Raw genomic sequence first — 18,297 nt, forward strand, 5'->3', positions numbered from 1 at the left:
TCAACCTCCTAAAGCCTGGCGATACGCGCGCGCGGTGATCTGCGCACAACGTTCCCAGGAAAAAAGCTTCGCCTGCTGCAACCCCGCTTCCCGGCAGTGTTGCCAGTAGGCGCAGTCGTCGATCAAGAGCCGCAGCGCATCGCGCAGGCTCTGCACATCATCGGGTTCGATATAGGTGCCGGCGTTGCCGGCGACTTCCGGCATGGCCGAGCGTGGGGTCAGGATTACCGGTGTGCCGCTGGCCATGGCTTCCACCACCGGCAGGCCGAAGCCCTCGTACAGCGAGGGGAAAACCAGGGCGCGGGCGCCGGCCACCAGGTGCGCGACCTGTTCGTCGGGTAAGTAGCCCATCAGGCGCACATGGCCGCTGGCCAGGGCCTTTTGCAGCTCATGGGTGAGGTCGCGGTTCTTCCAGCCGGCCATGCCGACGATCAACAACGGAAACCGCTGGCGCAGGGCTTCAGGCAACAGGGTGTGGGCCCGCAATGCCTGGACCAGGTTTTTGCGCGGCTCCAGGGTGCCGACGCACAAAAAGTAGCCACCCGGCTCGACGCCCAAGCCTTGCAGCAGCGGTTCGAGCGCCTGAGCGCTGCGGGGGTGAAAGCGCGCCGCCACCCCCAGCGGCGCCACGATGAAGCGCTGCGCGGGCAAGCCAAAGTGGCGTTGCGCTTCGTGCGCGACAAACTGCGAGTCAGTGAGCACCAGCCGTGCTTGCTCCACGCCCCGGCCCAGGCGCCGCTCGATTTCCCGCAGGCGCGCCGCCGGTTGGGTCGCGGGGTAGTGCAGGTGGGTCAGGTCGTGCAGGGTGATGATGGTCGGGCCCTTGAATTCAAAAGGCCACAGGCTGGGTTCATGGTAGAGGTCGATGGGTTGCGGCTGGCGGTCGAAGCGCTGTTGCTCCAACCAGCGCCGCGCCTGGTACGCCCCTGGCAACCGACGCAGCAGCGGGCTGAGGCGCGAGTAACCGGGCAGCGCAGCAGCAGGCAGGTTTGGGCTCCAGCCCCAGCCATCGAACAGCGAAAGCGAAATCTGCGGGTCGGCACGCAGGGCGCTGGTCAGTTCGGCCACGTAGTGGCCGATACCCGTGCGCGGGGCCTGAAGAATGCGGGCGTTAAGGGCAATCTGCATGTTGCCTCTGCGGCGGCGCCGGGGCCTTTTCCAGATTGCGCTGAATGTGCTCGACGAACTGCGCACTGGCCTCGCGCCAGCCCAGCCACTGCCAGTCGCCCACGGCGCGGGGGGCGGGGAATTGGCCGCTGGTTTCCATTTGCGTGACGAGGTCGGCCAGGCTTTGTGGTTGGGCGAGGTCGAAATAGGCCATGAAATCGCCACCAATCTCGCGGAACACCGGGATGTCGCTGCCCATGGCCGGTAGGCCGCGTTGCATGGCTTCCACCAACGGCAGGCCGAAGCCTTCGATGTGGGAGGGGAATACCAGCGCCGTGGCGTGGGAGTAGGCGTGTTCCAGGCTGGTGTCCGAGAGGTCGTTGAACATGAACAAACGACGGTTGAGTTGAGGGTGACGGCGCACCCGTTCCAGCAGCGCGTCGCATTTCCAGCCGACGCGCCCGGCGATGCACAGGCGTGCATTGGAGCCCTGGGCCCAGGCGCGGTCGAAGGCGTCGAGCAGGTAATCGTGGTTTTTGCGTGGCTCGATGGTGCTGACCATCAGGAACACCGGCGCCGGGTCGGTGAACAGCGCCAGCAAGCGCGGCTCGACGGTGCTGCCGTCGCCACTGAGGTCCAGTTCAGAGCCTAGGTGGAAGTAGTCGAACCAACGCTGCGCGGCCTGTTCCGGGCCCAGACGCGTGGCCAGTTCTGCGCGCAATTGGTCACGCACGGTTTTGGAGATGGCGATGTAGCCGTCGGCGGTGCGGGTGATCCAGTCGAACCAGTGGTTGAACATGTTCACCAGCCCTGCGTCGTAGAACTGCGGGTGGGTGACGGGGATCAGGTCGTAGATCACCGAGACGATCCCCACGCCGTCGCGCTTGAGCTGTTCGGCCAGGGGGAAGAAGTCCGCGTGCCAGGAGGAATCGAGCAACACCAGTTGATCCCCCGGCCGGTGCGGCAAGGGCACGCAGCGCTTGGGCAGTTCGTGGGCGTGGATCCTGCGGATCAGGCGCAGCGGCGCGCCGAAGCAGGCCATCGAGCTGAGCCGATACGCCACATAGGCGGCGCGCTTGACCCAACGCGATTGCCCGGCCAGGCGCCGCTCGGCGGCTCGATACAGCTGCTGGAAGCGCTGCGCGCCATGCTCCAGGCGCACGCCCAACCCGGTCAGGCCATCGAGGTAGCGGGCGTTGAGTGGCGTCAAGCTGAGCACGCGGTACAACTTGCCGTTGAACATCGCCACGGGGATGTACTCCGCCGCGTCGGTGCTGGCCGGCAGTTGCCGGATGACGTTGCGCACCACGCGTTGGATGCCCGAGTTGACCTTGGGGTGCTCGAACACGTAGGTACATTCGATCAACAGGCGCGTCATGGCGTGGCCTGCGAGGTAATCGATGCGTTGGGCTGGCCGTCGCCTCGCTGGATGCTGGCCTGGGCATCGAGCCAGGAGCAGCCGACGAAGTCTTCGCGACGGTTGTTGATAACGTGGAACACCAAGCCGTAGTCGCGCCACTCGAAGTTGCGGTCCAGGTGCGAGTCCAGGCGCGACAGGCTCAGGCTCACGGAGTAGTTGCCAGTGCCCAGGCGCATATCGAAGGCGAAGCGGTAGGTGATTTTTTCGCCCGCCGCCAGGTCGGTCAGCGGCTGGTCGAGGCGATGGGTGTTGATGCCATACATGGCCTGGCCGAGGCGGTCCTTAATCATGAAGCCCAGGACCATGCGTTCGATGTCCTGGCGTACTTCGACCTCCACTTGCAGCACCACAGGCTGGCCGACTTCGGTGACTTCCACCGCGCGACCATCCGCATTGAGCAGGCGCACATTGAGGATGCCCGCTTCGCCGGTGCCGGAGATGGTGCGCACCTCGCCGGTGTCCAGGGCTTCCTGCTTGACGATCTGGCCTTCGCGCTCGGCCATCATGGCGTGGTAGTAGTCCAGCACTTCCAACGGGTGGCTGTGCAGCACCATGTGCCCGTCCTTGAGCAGGATCGCGCTGTCGCAGATCGACTGGATCGCCGCACGGTCGTGGGACACGATCAGCAGCGTGGAGCCGGCCTGGCGGTACTGGCGGATGCGCTCGAAGCTCTTGTGCTGGAAGTAGGCATCGCCCACCGACAGGGCTTCGTCGACGATCAGGATGTCCGGGCGCCGGGCCGTGGCCACGCTGAAGGCCAGGCGCATCTGCATGCCGCTGGAATAGGTGCGCACCGGTTGGTCGATGGCCTCGCCGATCTCGGCAAAGCTTTCGATGCCGGGCATCAGGGTTTCGATTTCTTCGACCTGCATGCCCAGTAACTGGCCCGCCATAAAGGCATTCTGCCGGCCGGTGAAATCGGGGTGGAAACCCATGCCCAGCTCCAGCAGGGCCGCTACCCGGCCCTTGACCTCGATCTTGCCGCAGGTGGGTTGGGTGGTGCCGGTAATCATCTTGAGCAGGGTGCTTTTGCCGGCGCCGTTGGCGCCGACGATGCCCACGGCTTGGCCCCGGGCGATCTCGAAATCGACGCCCTGCATGATCCAGTGCTGGCGATGACGCTGGGCGCTGAAGGGCACGATCCACTCCAGCAAACGGCTCCAGCGGTTGGGGTATTGCTTATAGGCCTTGCCCAGGCCGGTTACGCGAATCGCGACGTCTGCCATCAGAGTTCATCCACCATTTCGCCCACCCGTTGGCGGAACAGGCGCATGCCTATCACGCAGAACAGCACACCGATCACCAGGGTCGGCAGCAGCGAATTCCACACCGGCCACTGGCCGTAGACGAACAGGTTCTGGTAGCTGTTCATCAGCGCGGTCAGGGGGTTGAGGGCCAGCAGGCGCTGGATAGACTCCGGCAGGATCGCCAGCGGGTACACGATGGGGGTGAACCAGAACCAGAATTGCAGGCAAATGCCGAACAGTTGCCCGACATCGCGAAAGAACACGTTCAGCACCCCCAGGATCATCCCCAGCCCCGCGGCGAACATCACTTGCAGCGCCAGCAGCGGGATCAGCGCCAGCAACGGCAGGCCGGGCCAGCGCCCGGTTATCAGCAGGAAACCCAGGAACAGGCCCAGGATGATGGCGAAGTTGACCGCCGCGTTGCACAGCACGATTACCGGCAGGCAGATGCGCGGGAAGCTGATCTTCTTCAGCAGGTTGGCGTTTTCCAGGAACATGTTCTGGCTGCGCTGGGTGATTTCGCCGAACAGGCCCCAGGTCAGCAACCCCGCGCACAGGTAGATGCTGTAGGCCATGGTGTCGTCCACGCCGGGCAGGCGCGCGCGCATTACCTGAGAGAAGATCACCGTGTAGACGACGATCATCGACAGCGGGTTGAGCACCGTCCACAGCGCGCCGAACAGCGAGTTGCGATAGCGCGACTGGAACTCGCGCTTGACGCTGCCGAGGATGAAATCGCGGTAGCTCCACAGCGAGCGGTAAAGGTTAAGCAGCATTCAGTCCGTCCTGCCGTATTGATCTTCAAAACGCACGATGTCGTCTTCGCCCAGGTACTCACCGCTTTGCACCTCGATGATGACCAGGTCGATCACCCCCGGGTTGGCGAGGCGGTGCTTGTGGCCGGCGGCGATGAACGTGGACTCGTTGCTGTTGACCAGGTGGGCGCCGTCGCCGTTGTTGGTGACCTTGGCCGTGCCCTTGACCACCACCCAGTGTTCGTTGCGGTGATGGTGCATTTGCAGGGACAGGGACGCGCCGGGTTTGACCACAATGCGCTTGATCTTGAAGCCCGGGCCTTCCTCCAGCACGGTGTAGCTGCCCCACGGGCGGCTAACGGTGCGGTGCAGGCGATAGGTTTCGTGGTTCTGCGCCTTGAGCTGCTTGGCCACGCGGCGCACATCCTGCGCGCGGTCGGCGTGGGCGACGAGTATGGCGTCGGGCGTATCGACGACGATCAAGTTATCCACACCCACCGCGGCCACAACCCGGCCTTCGCTTTGCACGAAGTTGCCATGGCTGTCGATGAACAGCGCCTCGCTGGTGCTGCGGTTGTTCTGCGCATCGGCCGGCACCAGGGCACTGACCGCGTTCCAGGAGCCGATATCGCTCCAGTCGAATGCGGCGGGCACCACGGCGACTTTGTCCGACAGCTCCATCAAGGCGTAGTCGATGGAAATGTCCGGCATCTGGGCGAATTCGTCTGTGGATAACTCTTGCTGCAGGCAGCCACCCGCATCCACCGGGGCGCTTGCTGCCAGGCAGACGCGGCCCTGCTCCAGCAATGCGGGGGCGTGGGTGTGCAGTTCGTCGAGCAGGGTCGCGACGCTGAAGCAGAACATCCCGGAGTTCCACAAAAAATCGCCGCTTTCCAGGTAATCGCGGGCAGTGGCCAGGTCGGGTTTTTCTACGAAGCGCTGCACTTTCGTGGCGCCCTGGGCGTCCAGGCTGGCGCCGGCCTGGATGTAGCCAAAACCGGTTTCCGGGGCCGTGGGCACCACGCCGAAGGTCACCAGGTGCCCGGCCCGGGCCAATTGCGTGGCGTGTTCCACGGCTTGGGCGAAGGCGTGCTCGTTCTGGATCAAATGGTCGGCGGGCATGACCACCATGATTGCGTCGTCGCCATGCAGCGCCTGGATCGCCAGCGCCGCCGCTGCGATGGCCGGCGCGGTATTGCGCCCGGCCGGTTCCAGCAGGAAGTGGCCGCGATGGCGCTCCAGCTTGGCCGCTTGGTAGTGGTCCTTGCTCTGGAAGTAGTAGTCGCGGTTGGTCACGGTGACGATATGGCCACTGCCGGTCAGCAGCTTGGCGGCGCGGCGGTAGGTTTTGCCCAGCAGGGTCTGGCCGTCGGGCAGCACCATGAACGGCTTGGGATGGCCCTCGCGGGAAACCGGCCACAAACGGGTTCCGGCGCCGCCGGAAAGAATCACGGGAATCAGCATGCCTTACTCCTTGGCGACGCGTTTCATGTCTGCATCCATCATCATGCAGATCAGGGTCTGAAGATCGGTCTTGGGCTTCCAGCCCAGTATCCGCTGGGCCTTGGCCGGGTTACCCAGCAGCACATCCACCTCGGCTGGGCGAAACAGCGCCGGGTCGACCTTGACGTAATCGCGGTAATTGAGGCCCACGTGATCGAACGCCAGTTGGCACATGTCGCGCACCGTGGTGGTGACGCCCGTGGCCACGACGAAGTCGTCGGGTTGCTCCTGTTGCAGCATCAGCCACATGGCCTCGACGTAGTCGCCGGCAAAGCCCCAGTCGCGGCGCGCATCGATGTTGCCCAGGCGCAACTCCTGCTGCTTGCCTTGCTTGATCCGCGCGGCGGCGTCGGTGACTTTGCGGGTGACGAACTCGATGCCGCGCAGGGGCGATTCGTGGTTGAACAGAATCCCGCTGCTGGCGTGCAGCTTGAAGCTCTCGCGGTAGTTCACGGTGATCCAGTGGCCATACAGCTTGGCCACGCCGTAAGGGCTGCGCGGGTAGAACGGTGTGCTTTCGTCCTGATGCTCGGCCTGGATCAGGCCAAACATCTCGCTGGTGGAAGCCTGGTAGAAACGGCTGTGGGGGCTGAACTGGCGGATCGCTTCCAGCAAGTGGGTCACGCCCAGGCCATCGACGATGCCGGTAGTCACGGGTTGGTCCCAGGACGCGGCGACGAAACTCTGCGCCGCCAGGTTGTAGACCTCATCGGGCGCGGCCTTGATGACGGCACGCTGCACGGAGCAGGCGTCGGCCATGTCGCCGTCCAGGTAGATGATCTGCTCCTCGACGCCCATTTCCCGCAGGCGCCAGCGTGAGTCGCTGCTGCGACGGGCGACAAAACCGTGGACCTTATATCCCTTGTCGAGCAGAAGCTTGGCCAGATAGGCCCCGTCTTGCCCGGTAATCCCTGTTATCAGTGCACTTTTTGTCATTCTTGTCGTACCCGTGACTCCCAGTCGGACAGGATCGCCCGCAGGGATTGTTGTGTAGTGATGAGCGGCGTCCAGTCTGTGGCCTGTTGCAGCCTGGCAGGGTTGCCACAGACGCGACGTTGTTCTGCGCGGCGCAGGCGCGCAGGGTCTTGGACCAGTTCGATCTCGATGTCGGCGAGGGCGGCGAGTTGTTCGATCAAGTCCCTGATGCTCTGCTCGCGGCCGGAGCAGACATTGTAGATATGCCCCGGGGCGGCGCTTTGCAGCATCGCCAGGTAGGCCGATACCACGTCGCTGACATCGAGAAAGTCGCGGGTGACGTCGATGTCACCCACTTCCAGGCGCGGGGCCTGCAAGCCCTGCTGGATTCGCGCGATCTGGCGGGCCGCACTGGCGACCACGAAACTGTCGCTCTGGCCGCTGCCGATATGGTTGAACGGGCGCGCCACCAGCATTGGCCAGCCTTCGCTGATGCCCCATTGCAGGCAGAGGAACTCGGCGGCCACTTTGCTCACCGCGTAGGGGTTGCGCGGGCAGGGCGGCTGCTGTTCGTCGATGGGCAGGGCGGTTTCGCTGACCTGGCCGTAGACATCGCCCGAACTGACGTACAGGAAGGTGCCGGTAAAGCCTCGGGCCTTGAGGGCTTGTAGCAGGTTCAGGGTGCCGAGCAGGTTGACCTTGAGGGTCGCGGCCGGGTCACGAAAGGCCTCGGGCACGAAGGTCTGGCCGGCCAGGTGAATGACGGCGTCCGGCATGTGCGGCCACAGGTTTTCCAGGGTCCTTTCGTCGGAAATATCATAGTCAGAAGGGGCGGGTAAAAGATCCCACACTGAATCAGGACGAATCAGACGAGATTGGATGTGACGTCCTACGAATCCGCTAAGACCCGTAACGAACAGACGCTTTTTCAAACGGCAATCCCCTCCATTAGCAAACTTCGACCTTACCCAGTCTTTGCTGGGAAAAACCGCGAAATTCTGAGGTTTTGCCCAGAAAATACGGCAGGTGAGGTTATTGTTGTATTTGTTTTCCCGTCAATCTGTGCCAATTGGCCAGCAATTTCAACAAGTCCCTTTGTGACCGTCGGGTTCTCCCCAGAGTCGTTCGCTAAATGCCCTGTGGCGGTTCGCGTACCCCGAACGGATGTGTTTAGAATGCGCCTCATCGCCATTATCCAGCGATCGGCGTGGCTGCCCTCCGGCAACGGAAAGCTGACCAATAAAACAAGAACGTAGACGGGTAGAAAAACTTCGGACCGGGCATTGAAGCATCAGGGCCGGCTCGTGGGTTCTACCCTCATTGAGTGAAACCGCCGGATCGCGGTTTCATCGTGGGATGCCATGAATTTCATTCTTTTCTCGCACACACAGATCGGCGCCAACCCATCGGTTGCCGGCCACACGCAATACCCTTACGACCTCGTCCTCAAGGCTTGCCAACCTGTGCTCGAACGCCTGGGGCGGGTGCATGTGGTGCAGTCGACGGCCGAGGTCGATCCGCTGTACCGGCAGTTGCAGGAGCAAGGCCAGGATGGCCTGTTCCTGTCCTTCGCCCCCGTGCACGAAACCGCCGCCGACCTGCGTTGCCCGACGCTGTGCGTCGTCGCCTGGGAGTTCGATTCGATCCCTGACGAGCCATGGGACGACGACCCCGCCCACGACTGGCGGCAGCTCCTGGGCCGTCATGGCCGTGCCATCACTCTGTCGGAACACACCGCCGGCACCGTGCGCAAGGCCATGGGCGAGGACTTCCCGATCCTGGTGCTGCCCGCCATGCAGTGGCCGCAACTGGCCGATCAACCGTTGCCCGCGCCGGTCAAAACCGATTCGCCGATCCAGCTCCAAGGTTGCCTGTTGGACACCCGTACGCTGGGGCTGTCGGTTGATTCCCTGTTGCCCGAGTTGCCGGTGGAGATTACCGCCCAAGAGCAGGCGCGCCTGGATGCCTTGCTGCCGCCGCCGCTGACCCCGCGCCGGCGCGTGGTCATTGCCCGCCATTACCTGCGCCTATGGCTGTTGCACCGCTTGGGCCGCGAGGTGGCGCCGAGCCCCAGCGACGACCGCCGTTACCTGGGCCACTGGTACTGGGAAGGCGTGCGCGACCTGCTGCCCGATACCCTGCACCAAGCCCTGGCAAAACACCTGCCCAGCGTCGCCGCACCGCTGCCGGTGCCTGAGCCGCAAGTGCCGGTGCTGGATTTGCCCGACACCCAGCACTGGGTGCAAACCGACGTCAGCGGCGTGGTCTACGTCAGCACGTTCAACCCGCAGGAAGGCCAGAACAACTGGCCGCAACTTATCAGCGCGTTTTGCTGGGCTTTTCGCGATACGGCGGATGCAACGCTGATCCTGCGTATCGAAGGCTGCCCGCTGGCGGCGTGCTACACGCCGCTGCTCACCGTGCTGACGCAGCTGTCGCCATTTTCCTGCCGGGTCATGGTCATGTACGGCGAACTGGACGCGGCGCAACAGGCCCAGCTTCAAAACGCCGCCAGTTTCTACGTGAACGCCTCACGCGCCGAGGCGGTGTGCCTACCGTTGATGGCGTTTATGGCTGGCGGCGTGCCGGCCATTGCGCCGGCCCACAGCGCTTTGGGCGATTACATCGACGACAGCGTGGCCTTTGTGGTGCCCTCGAGCGAAGAGCCGGCGTTGTGGCCCCACGACACCCGCCAGCTCAACCGCACACGCCGCCACCGCCCGGACTGGGGCGCACTGAAAAACGCCTTCCAGGCCAGCTATCGCCTGGCCCGTACCCAGCCTGATGCCTACGCGCAAATGGCCGCCGCCGCCCAGGCGCGGATGCAGGCGTACTGCGCGGTGACGGTGTTGCAGCAGCGCGCGGCGATCTTCTTCAACCTGCCCCTGGCGGACGAACCGGCGACGGCTGCGGCCCGCCACGCGGCGGAGCAAGCCTGATGCTGATCCTCATTTATTCGGAAACCAACCAACGCACCATCGCCCAGAACCTGGGGCGTTCGGAATACAGCTACTACTTCGTGCTCAAGGAGTACCGCCCGGTGCTCGAACGCTTGGGCACAGTGGTGGAAGTCACCGACCCGGACGAAGAAGTCGACCGCCTCTACGCCGAGTGCCAGGCCCGGGGCGAGGACTGCGTGTTCCTGTCGTTTTCGCCGCCGCACCGCACCATGACCCACTACGCGTGCCCGACCCTGCCGGTGTTCGCCTGGGAATTCAGCACCATTCCCAACGAGAGCTGGTACGCCGACCCGCGCAATGACTGGCGCATCGTGCTGCGCTCCACCGGCGCGGCGATCACCCACTCCACCTACACGGTCAAGGCTGTGCGCGACGCCATGGGCGCCGACTACCCGATCTGCGCGATCCCGGCGCCGGTCTGGGACCGTTTCGCCGCCCGTGGCCGGCAACTCGTCTGCCAGCCCCAGGCCCGCCAGGTGCGCCTGACCCTCAAGGGCCTGCTGGTGGACAGCCGCCAGCTCGACCTGCAAGCCTTCGCCCCGGCCGCGATTCGCAGCGGCCCCGGCATCGACTTCACGGCACCTGCGCAAACGCGCGAGTTGGTGCTGGATGGCGTGGTCTACACCTCGGTGTTCAACCCCTGCGACGGGCGCAAAAACTGGGAAGACATGCTCAGCGCCTTCTGCACCAGTTTTCGAGACGTGGAAGACGCCACCCTGGTGCTCAAGCTCACCCACCACGACGCCGAGCAGGCGCTGACCGGCATCCTCCATCACCTCTACCGGAACCAGCCGTACCGCTGCCGCATCGTGCTGATCTACGGCTACCTCGCCGACGCGGACTACGAGCGCCTGGTACAAGCCACCAGCTACGTGGTGAACACCTCCTACGGCGAAGGCCAGTGCCTGCCGCTGATGGAGTTCATGTCGTGCGGTAAACCGGCCGTGGCGCCGCGTAACACGGCGATGATCGACTACATCGACCCCGACAACGCTTTCATCATCGACTCCACCGAAGAACTCACCGCGTGGCCCCACGACCCCCGCTCGGCCTATCGCACCTTGCGCTACACCGCCAATTGGGAGTCGATCTGCCGGGCGTTTCGTGTCAGCTACCAAGTGGCCACGGGCGACGGCGAACGCTATGGGCAGATGTCCGAGCACGCGGTGCGCAGCCTCGAACATTTTTGTAGCCAGGCCACCGCCGCCGAACGGCTGGAGCCGTTTTTCGCCCAGTTGCTGGATCGCCACAAGACCCACGGCCACCCGCCTGACCTGGTCGCCGCCGAGCGCCTGCGCCTTGCCAGCGGCGGGCCGATCGTCATGGACGACCCTTCGCCGCGTGACGTGGGCCTGCAAGACGCGGTGCTCGACGGCTGGTATCAGAACGACACTGGCGAGTTGCTCAAGGGCTTTGCCATCACCCCGGACGACACCCTGCTCGACGTCGGCTGCGGGGAGGGCGGCTCGGTGCTGTTCGCGGTGCGCCAGGGCGCGTCGGTGATTTTCACCGACAGCGAATTCGACAAGGTCCATGAGCTGGCGCAACGGGTGGCCAGCGAAGCCCGGGCGCCATGCCTGGGCCTGGTCAGCAACAGCTTGCCGTTGCCCCTGAGCGACGGCTGCGCGAGCAAAGTGGTGTGCACCGAGGTGCTGGAGCATGTCGACGAGCCAGAAGCCTTTATGGCCGAACTGGTGCGCATGGGCCGCCCGGGTGCGCAGTTTTTAATCAGCGTCCCGGACCCGGTGGGCGAGCACCTGCAAAAAGGCATCGCGCCGCCGGGCTATTACCAGTCGCCGAACCATATCCAGATCTTCTCCCGCGAGCGCTTTGCGGCGTTGATCGAAGATGCCGGGTTGGTGATCGAACATCGCCAATCCTGCGGGTTCTTCTGGGTCATGGGGATGATCTTCTTCTGGGCCAGCGAACGGGCCGCCGGCAAGGACTTGAGCGGCGCGGTGCGCGACCGCATCCACGCGCCCTACCCGCCGCTGATGGAAGGCTGGGCGCAGGCCTGGCAGGGTTTGCTCGACCAGCCCAACGGCTTGGCGGTCAAGCAGTTGCTCGATGACTTCATGCCCAAGAGCCAGGTCATCATTGCCCGCAAGCCCGAGGCCGCGTCATGAGCCTCAAGCGGATCATGGACATCGAGGTGCTGCGAGGCATCGCGGTGCTGGGCGTGGTGCTGCACCACATGCGCGACAACCTGTTCCTCGGTACCGCGTCCTGGCTCGAAGCCCTCGATCCGCGCGCGCAATTCTGGTGGGGCGTGGACCTGTTTTTCGCCATCTCCGGGTTCGTCATCGCCCGCAGCCTGATCCCCACCTTGCAGGGCTGCACCACGCGCCAGGCGTTCTGGCAGCAGGCGCGCAGCTTCTGGATTCGCCGGGTGTTCCGCCTGCTGCCGGCGGCGTGGCTGTGGCTGGCGGTTATCTTGCTGGCGGCGCTGCTGTTCAACCGCTCCGGCGCATTCGGCTCGCTGCATGCCAACGTGCAGGCGACCCTGGCGGGGCTGCTGCACTACGCCAACTTCCGTTTTGCCGATGCGCAGCTCAATTACGAGTACGGCGCCAGTTTCGTCTACTGGAGCCTGGCGCTGGAGGAACAGTTCTACCTGCTGTTCCCGCTGCTGATCCTGCTGTTTCGCCAGCGCCTGGCCTGGGCCTTGGCGGTTTTGGTGCTAGCGCAATTGTTCATCGAACGGGGCTCACTGCTGATGGCCGTGCGCACCGATGCCTTGGCGTTGGGCGTGCTGCTGGCGATCTGGAGCGCCAAGCCGAGTTACCAACGCCTGGAGCCGACCTTCCTGCGCCGCGGTTGGCTGGGGCTTGCGCTGCTGGTGCTGGCCAGCGGCGTGCTGGGCCTGTTGGCGGCCAAGCGCTTGCTGCCGGAATACCGGATTGGCGCGATTGCAGTGATCTGTGGGGTGCTGGTGTGGGTGGCGTCCTACAACCGCGACTACCTGTTCCCACGGGGCAAACTCAAAGACCTGCTGACCTGGGTCGGCAGCCGCTCCTATGGCATCTACCTGATCCACGTGCCGGTGTACTTCTTCCTGCGCGAAGTGTGCTTTCGCCTGCAAGAGGCGGGCGGGCCCAACCCTTACGCCTACCCGTGGCTGCTGCTGGGCCTGGCGCTGGGGTTGATCGTGGTGCTCAGCGAACTGAGCTACCGCCTCGTCGAACTGCCCATGCGCAACCGTGGCTCGCGGTTGGTCAAACGCCTCGAAAGCCGCCGCCAGGGCGAAGAAAACGCCGCCGCCATTGCTCGCCAGCCTATGCCTGAGTAGGCTGGCGGGCCTCGCCAGCAGTTGTGGGAGCGAGCCTGCTCGCGATGGCCCCGGTGCATTGATGCTGATGTGACTGGAGCATCGCTGTCGCGAGCAGGCTCGCTCCCTGAGGGTGTTTTTCTTTTCGCTCAAGGCCCCTATGTTCACCTCCCTTTTCCTTCGCGGCCCCGCCCTGGCGGCGCTGTTTGCCTTGCTCGGGGCGTGCAGCCCTGTAGACGCACCGCCCCTGGACCAACAGCTCTACGTCTGGCAACGGCAATGGACCGCTGCCCACGACGAGGCGCTGGCCCACACCCGTGATGACTTTTCCACCCTGCGCGTGCTGGCGCTGCAAGCCTTCCCCGGGGACGGCTGGCGGCGGGCGCGGGTCGAGGGTGCGCTGCTCAAGCGCGATGGCCGCCCGCTGATTGCGGTGATCCGCCTCGACGGCCAGTTGCCGGCGCTTGATTCTCAGGACATCACCGCGCACATCCAGCAACTGCTGGCCGACTGGCAAGCCTTGGGCCTGAACGTGACGGGCGTGGAAATCGACCACGACGCCGGCAATGCGCGGCTGGCGGGCTACGGGGCGTTTCTCCAGGGCCTGCGCGCCAGCCTGCCGCCCAGGTTGAAGCTGAGCATCACCGCGCTGCCCGCGTGGCTGGCCAGCCCCGACCTGCCGGCGTTGCTGCACAGCGTGGACAGCAGCGTGCTGCAAGTGCACGCCGTGAGCCGCCCAGAGCTGGGGCTGTTCGACCCGGCCCAGGCGAAAACCTGGGCCGCAAGCTGGAGCCGCGTGACCGATAAACCCTTCTACCTGGCCTTGCCCGCCTACGGTGTGGGCCTGCTGACCAGCGGCAGCGGCGCCCCGCTGGTGGAAAGCGAAGTGCCTCTGGAGCGTCCTGGCCAGCGCCGCGAATTAATGGCCGACCCCGTGCAACTGGCCGCCCTCGCCGCGCAACTGCGCCAGGCACCGCCGGCTCATCTGGCGGGGCTGATCTGGTTCCGCCTGCCGCTGGCCGGGGATCGCCGCGCCTGGAGCCTGGCGACCCTGCGCGCCGTGGCGCGGGGCGATGCCTTGCACAGCCCGCTGCAACTGCACCTGAGCGAGCGCGCCGGGCTCTATGACATTCGCCTGGGCAACGACGGCAACCTCGACAGCCCCTTGCCCGAACGCCTGGAACTGGCGGTCGGCGAATGCGAGGCGGTGGATGCCCTGGCCGGCTACGCCGTGCAACGAAACCCCGGACAACTTGTCTTTACCCGTCTGCAACAAGGCCGTTTGCCAGCAGGCGCCTTGCGCGCTATCGGCTGGGCCCGCTGTACAAAAATCGATCAAGGAGCTTCACATGTTCGTCTCTAAATGGCCGCGTCACCTGCTGTGCCTGAGCCTCAGCCTACCGCTGGGCACGGCGCTGGCCTGCGGGCCGGACTTCCCCATGCGCCTGCTGGACAACCGCGGCGCGACGCTGGGGCAATTGCCCGAAACCGAGTTCGGCAATGAAATCACCCGTTTGGGCCAACGCATCCCCGGGTTGAAGGACGCCAGTGCCCTGACCTACAACCCCGACGAAAGCTACTACGCCGCGCCCACCGACCAGGCTGCGCGGGACAAGGCCGAGCAATTGGGCCTGACCCCGCCGCAGCAGGCATTGGTGGGCCGCTTGCGGCAATTGAGCGATGCCCGTGAAGTCGAGGCGCAAGGCGCGGGCCTGCCCTATGAATTGAGCTTCTACACCGCCGGCGCCGTGGCGTTCGCCGCCGGCGACCATGAACTGGCCGCCACCTACCTGCGCAAAGTGCTGGCGCTGCCCAGCGAGTTGCGCCCGCTGCGCAGCACCTGGGCCGCTTATTCCCTGGGCCGCGCGCTGTATGCCTTGAGCCTCGATGACAGCGAACCCCTGCACCGCGCCCAGTTGCGCAGCCAAGCCATCCAGGCGTTCGAACAGGCCCGGCAGATGAGCATCGAAGGCCTGAGCGACCCGCTGGAGCTGGGCGTGGCCAGCCTCGGTGAACAGGCCCGCGTGGCCAAGGCCAGTGGCGACTGGAACGGCGCCATCGGCCTGTACGCCGCGCAAAACCTGCACGGCTCAGCGGTGGGCTACAGCTCCCTCAAGCAAGTGGCGAGCGAACTGCGTGCCTTGCCCTCCGAGCAATTGGCCCAGCAACTCCAGGGCAAACCGGTGCAGACCCTGCTCACGGCATCCCTTATCAGCCGCTTGGGCTGGTCGTTCGGCGACCAACCCAGCGGCGAAAAAAACCTCATCAAGCTGCTGCAAAACAGCACCCAGGGCAGCCTGGAAAACGCCGATCGCCTCGCGGCGTTGAACTACCAGCAGGGCGACTACGCCCAAACCCAGGCCTTCCTCGAACACGCTGGCGACAGCGGCCTGGCCTGGTGGCTGCGGGCCAAACTGGCGTTGCGCGCCGGCGATAAAAGCGCCGCCGCCAGCGCCTATGCGCAAGCGGCCAAGGCCTTCCCCCAGGAAGAGTCGTGGGGCCTGCAACGCGGGCCGGATGGCGACCTGGAATCGCTGCAACCGCGCTGCCGGGTGGAAGGCGAGAGCGCGATCCTGGCCCTGGAGCGCGGCGATTACCTGCAAGCCTTCGAGCAGCTCTATCGCAGCCAGGATGTCTATTGGTTCGACGCCGCCACCGTGGCCGAGCGGGTGCTGACCCTCGATGAACTCAAGCAGTACGTCGATGCCCAGGTGCCGGCGCCGCCGCAATTGAGTGACGAGGACCGCGCCAACTACGTGCCGCTGCCGGTGGCGGCGCGCCTGCGTAACTTATTGGGGCGGCGGATGATGCGCGAAGGGCGCTTCGACGAGGCACTGGCCTACTTCGCCGACCCTGAGGTGCGCGGTGCGGCCCAAGGTTATGGCGAGTTGCGGCGCGAGGCCGAGTCCAGTTGGCTGCCTGGCAGCCGCGCCCCGGCGTACTACTGGGCGGGCACTTTGGCGCGGGACCACGGGATGGAGTTTTTGGGCTATGAAATGGCCCCGGACTTCGCCTCGCTCGATGGCGGCTTCAGCCTGGGCGGCGACGCGCTCGTGGCCGGGGATTTTGTCAGTGCCGGCGAAGTACAGCGCCATCAGGCCAGCGCCGCCCAACCGGACGAGCGCTACCACTACCGCTGGGTCGCCGCCGACCTGGCCAACCGCGCCGCCGACTTCCTGCCCCACACCAGCCAGGCCTTTGCCGCCGTGCTATGCCACGCAGCCACCTGGACCCGCGGCAGCGAACAGGAGAAAACCTACTACCGCCGCTACGTGGCCCAAGGGCCTTACGTGTGGTGGGCGGAGAACTTCGGCTCCCAATGCCAGGCCCCGGATTTCAGCGGGATCAACCAGCGCTACGTGACCCAGGCCGTCGGCGAGGTGCGCGCGCAACTGCGGCCGTACAAAACCTGGGTGACCTACGGTGGTGTAGGGGTGTTCGTCGCGGCGGGGCTGTGGCTAATCAGCCGGCGGCGCAAGGCTTGAGGCCCCATCGCGAGCGGGCTCGCTCCCACAGGGTTGTATGGCCGCTGTGGGAGCGAGCCCGCTCGCGATAGCGCCCTCAAGTCCACCAATAGCGCACCAGATGAAAGAAGATCGGTGCGGCGAAGCACACCGAGTCGAGGCGGTCGAGCATACCGCCGTGGCCCTCGATCATGTGGCCCCAGTCCTTCACCCCGCGGTCGCGTTTGATCGCGGACATCACAATGCCCCCGGCGAACCCCAGCAGGTTGATAAGCAGGGCGATGAGGAACGATTGCCACGGGTTGAACGGGGTGATCCACCACAACGCCGCGCCGATCAGCGACGCCAGCAGCACGCCGCCGACAAAGCCTTCGACGGTTTTCGACGGCGACAACCGCGGGGCGATCTTGCGTTTGCCAAACAGTTTGCCGCACACGTACTGGAGCACATCCGAGAGCTGCACAACGATCACCAGGTAGGCGATCAGCAGCAGGTTGCGGCCCTCGTACCCGGCGATGTCCAGGGTCAACAGCGCGGGCACGAATGACACGCAGAACACGGCGATCATCAGCCCCCACTGCACCTTCGACGCGCGTTCCAGAAAGTGCGTGCTGTCACCGCCCAGGGACGCGAGGATCGGCAGTAGCAGGAACACGTAGACCGGAATGAAGATCGAAAACAAGCCGTACCAGTCGAAGTAGATCAGCAGGTATTGCAGCGGTAGGGCGAGGTAGAACGCGGCCACCAGCGCCGGGTAATCGCTGCGCCGGGTGGGGGTGAGGGTCATGAATTCGCGCAGGGCGTAGAACGACACCGCGTAGAACAACAGGATCACCGCACTGGTGCCCAGCCAGAAGGCGATGCCGATCACCAGCACCATCACCCACCAGGCGTTGATGCGGGCGTTGAGGTTGTCGATCACCGGGTTGGGCGTGCCACGGTTGCGCAGTTTCAGCAGGCCGCCGATCAACGAGGCCAGCAGCAGAATCACGCCGATGCCGGCGAACAACAGTTGGGTTTGCTTATCCATTTACGCCTGCTCCGGGGCCAGGGCTAGCAGCGCATCGCGGCTGCGGGCCAGAAACTGCTCTTTGCTTTCGTCTTCGCCCAGGGCCAGCGGCGCGCCAAAACTCAGGGTGCACAGCAGTGGCAGGGGCAGCACGCGGCCCTTGGGCATGACGCGGTTGAGGTTGGCGATCCACACCGGCACCAGTTCGGCCTGGGGATAGGCCTGGGTGAGGTGGTAGAGGCCACTCTTGAACGGCAGCAAGCCGTCCTCCAGGTTGCGGGTGCCCTCGGGGAAGATAATCAGCGAATCGCCGTTTTCCAGGGCATCGAGCATGGGTTGTAGCGGGCTGCTGGTGGCGTCCTTGCGGTCGCGGTCCACCAGCACACCGTGGAACACCCGGTTGATGATGTAGCGGCGCAACGGGCTCTTGAGCCAGTAATCGCTGCCTGCCACTGGCCGCGTGGCGCGGCGCAGGGCCGGCGGCAGCGAGGCCCAGAGCAGGACGAAATCGCCGTGGCTGCTGTGGTTGGCGAAGTAGATGCGTTGCACCGGCGTCGGCGCGCAACCGAGCCACAGGCTGCGCGCCCCCGTGACGGTGCGTGCAGCGGAGGTGATGAGGGTAGCGACCAGAGGTTCGAGCATGGGCATT

General features: G+C 65.0%; 14 protein-coding genes and 1 pseudogene. 6 read left to right on the forward strand and 9 right to left on the reverse strand.

Annotated features, from left to right (window positions below):
- Genes AC19YR_RS17375 through AC19YR_RS17405 form a run of 7 tightly spaced genes read right to left on the reverse strand, consistent with a single transcriptional unit; the run spans position 1 to position 7,879 of the window.
- On the reverse strand, positions 1-1,128 hold the full coding sequence (locus AC19YR_RS17375) for a glycosyltransferase family 4 protein (protein ID WP_500599408.1): 1,128 nt from the start codon (positions 1,126-1,128) through the stop codon (positions 1-3).
- The gene (locus AC19YR_RS17380; RefSeq protein ID WP_500599409.1) at positions 1,112-2,485 is read right to left on the reverse strand and encodes a glycosyltransferase family 4 protein; all 1,374 of its coding nucleotides are present in this window, start codon (positions 2,483-2,485) and stop codon (positions 1,112-1,114) included. The genes AC19YR_RS17375 and AC19YR_RS17380 overlap by 17 nt, the downstream gene beginning before the upstream one ends.
- Positions 2,482-3,753, reverse strand: a complete 1,272-nt coding sequence (locus AC19YR_RS17385; RefSeq protein WP_095110133.1) for an ABC transporter ATP-binding protein — start codon at positions 3,751-3,753, stop codon at positions 2,482-2,484. The genes AC19YR_RS17380 and AC19YR_RS17385 overlap by 4 nt, the downstream gene beginning before the upstream one ends.
- Positions 3,753-4,550, reverse strand: a complete 798-nt coding sequence (locus AC19YR_RS17390; protein WP_095110131.1) for an ABC transporter permease — start codon at positions 4,548-4,550, stop codon at positions 3,753-3,755. Before AC19YR_RS17390 ends, AC19YR_RS17385 begins: the two co-directional genes overlap by 1 nt.
- Positions 4,551-5,993, reverse strand: coding sequence for a mannose-1-phosphate guanylyltransferase/mannose-6-phosphate isomerase (locus AC19YR_RS17395; RefSeq protein ID WP_500599410.1), 1,443 nt, complete (start codon positions 5,991-5,993; stop codon positions 4,551-4,553).
- Between the two features lie 3 nt (positions 5,994-5,996).
- Positions 5,997-6,968, reverse strand: a complete 972-nt coding sequence (gene gmd / locus AC19YR_RS17400; protein WP_500599412.1) for a GDP-mannose 4,6-dehydratase — start codon at positions 6,966-6,968, stop codon at positions 5,997-5,999.
- The gene (locus tag AC19YR_RS17405; protein ID WP_500599413.1) at positions 6,965-7,879 is read right to left on the reverse strand and encodes a GDP-mannose 4,6-dehydratase; all 915 of its coding nucleotides are present in this window, start codon (positions 7,877-7,879) and stop codon (positions 6,965-6,967) included. Before AC19YR_RS17405 ends, gmd begins: the two co-directional genes overlap by 4 nt.
- Before the next feature lie 429 nt (positions 7,880-8,308).
- Between AC19YR_RS17405 and AC19YR_RS17410 the strand changes: the two genes are divergently transcribed.
- From AC19YR_RS17410 to AC19YR_RS17435, 6 genes and pseudogenes are all read left to right on the forward strand, one after another.
- Entirely contained in the window at positions 8,309-9,886 is a 1,578-nt protein-coding gene (locus AC19YR_RS17410; RefSeq protein WP_500599416.1) for a glycosyltransferase family 1 protein, read from the forward strand.
- Positions 9,886-11,151 (forward strand): annotated as a pseudogene (locus AC19YR_RS17415) (glycosyltransferase); the annotation flags it as partial. The gene AC19YR_RS17410 and the pseudogene AC19YR_RS17415, both read left to right, overlap by 1 nt.
- A 78-nt stretch (positions 11,152-11,229) precedes the next feature.
- Positions 11,230-12,033, forward strand: a complete 804-nt coding sequence (locus AC19YR_RS17420) for a class I SAM-dependent methyltransferase (protein WP_095110361.1) — start codon at positions 11,230-11,232, stop codon at positions 12,031-12,033.
- Complete coding sequence (locus AC19YR_RS17425) at positions 12,030-13,196, forward strand: acyltransferase family protein (RefSeq protein WP_500599418.1); 1,167 nt, start codon at positions 12,030-12,032, stop codon at positions 13,194-13,196. Before AC19YR_RS17420 ends, AC19YR_RS17425 begins: the two co-directional genes overlap by 4 nt.
- A 139-nt stretch (positions 13,197-13,335) precedes the next feature.
- The gene (locus tag AC19YR_RS17430; RefSeq protein WP_500599420.1) at positions 13,336-14,538 is read left to right on the forward strand and encodes a DUF3142 domain-containing protein; all 1,203 of its coding nucleotides are present in this window, start codon (positions 13,336-13,338) and stop codon (positions 14,536-14,538) included.
- Positions 14,525-16,660 carry a hypothetical protein gene (locus tag AC19YR_RS17435; protein WP_500599421.1) on the forward strand — a complete coding sequence of 712 codons (2,136 nt, stop codon included), beginning with the start codon at positions 14,525-14,527 and terminating at the stop codon, positions 16,658-16,660. Before AC19YR_RS17430 ends, AC19YR_RS17435 begins: the two co-directional genes overlap by 14 nt.
- 76 nt (positions 16,661-16,736) lie before the next feature.
- On the opposite strand, the gene AC19YR_RS17440 is transcribed toward AC19YR_RS17435, so the two are convergent.
- Both AC19YR_RS17440 and AC19YR_RS17445 read right to left on the reverse strand, forming a co-directional pair.
- Positions 16,737-17,669: a phosphatidate cytidylyltransferase gene (locus tag AC19YR_RS17440; RefSeq protein WP_095110121.1), complete on the reverse strand. Its 933-nt coding sequence runs from the start codon at positions 17,667-17,669 to the stop codon at positions 16,737-16,739.
- Complete coding sequence (locus tag AC19YR_RS17445; protein ID WP_095110119.1) at positions 17,670-18,290, reverse strand: lysophospholipid acyltransferase family protein; 621 nt, start codon at positions 18,288-18,290, stop codon at positions 17,670-17,672. It lies immediately after the preceding gene.
- Between the last annotated feature and the right edge of the window lie 7 nt (positions 18,291-18,297).

This window comes from Pseudomonas sp. MF08817 (genome assembly GCF_059862705.1).

What these genes read in the sequence shown, in the direction of transcription:
- AC19YR_RS17375 (WP_500599408.1), bottom strand. Translation starts at nt 1,128, where the DNA reads ATGCAGATTGCCCTTAACGCCCGCATTCTTCAGGCCCCGCGCACGGGT.
- AC19YR_RS17380 (WP_500599409.1), bottom strand. Translation starts at nt 2,485, where the DNA reads ATGACGCGCCTGTTGATCGAATGTACCTACGTGTTCGAGCACCCCAAG.
- AC19YR_RS17385 (WP_095110133.1), bottom strand. Translation starts at nt 3,753, where the DNA reads ATGGCAGACGTCGCGATTCGCGTAACCGGCCTGGGCAAGGCCTATAAG.
- AC19YR_RS17390 (WP_095110131.1), bottom strand. Translation starts at nt 4,550, where the DNA reads ATGCTGCTTAACCTTTACCGCTCGCTGTGGAGCTACCGCGATTTCATC.
- AC19YR_RS17395 (WP_500599410.1), bottom strand. Translation starts at nt 5,993, where the DNA reads ATGCTGATTCCCGTGATTCTTTCCGGCGGCGCCGGAACCCGTTTGTGG.
- gmd (WP_500599412.1), bottom strand. Translation starts at nt 6,968, where the DNA reads ATGACAAAAAGTGCACTGATAACAGGGATTACCGGGCAAGACGGGGCC.
- AC19YR_RS17410 (WP_500599416.1), top strand. Translation starts at nt 8,309, where the DNA reads ATGAATTTCATTCTTTTCTCGCACACACAGATCGGCGCCAACCCATCG.
- AC19YR_RS17420 (WP_095110361.1), top strand. Translation starts at nt 11,230, where the DNA reads ATGGACGACCCTTCGCCGCGTGACGTGGGCCTGCAAGACGCGGTGCTC.
- AC19YR_RS17425 (WP_500599418.1), top strand. Translation starts at nt 12,030, where the DNA reads ATGAGCCTCAAGCGGATCATGGACATCGAGGTGCTGCGAGGCATCGCG.
- AC19YR_RS17430 (WP_500599420.1), top strand. Translation starts at nt 13,336, where the DNA reads ATGTTCACCTCCCTTTTCCTTCGCGGCCCCGCCCTGGCGGCGCTGTTT.
- AC19YR_RS17435 (WP_500599421.1), top strand. Translation starts at nt 14,525, where the DNA reads ATGTTCGTCTCTAAATGGCCGCGTCACCTGCTGTGCCTGAGCCTCAGC.
- AC19YR_RS17440 (WP_095110121.1), bottom strand. Translation starts at nt 17,669, where the DNA reads ATGGATAAGCAAACCCAACTGTTGTTCGCCGGCATCGGCGTGATTCTG.
- AC19YR_RS17445 (WP_095110119.1), bottom strand. Translation starts at nt 18,290, where the DNA reads ATGCTCGAACCTCTGGTCGCTACCCTCATCACCTCCGCTGCACGCACC.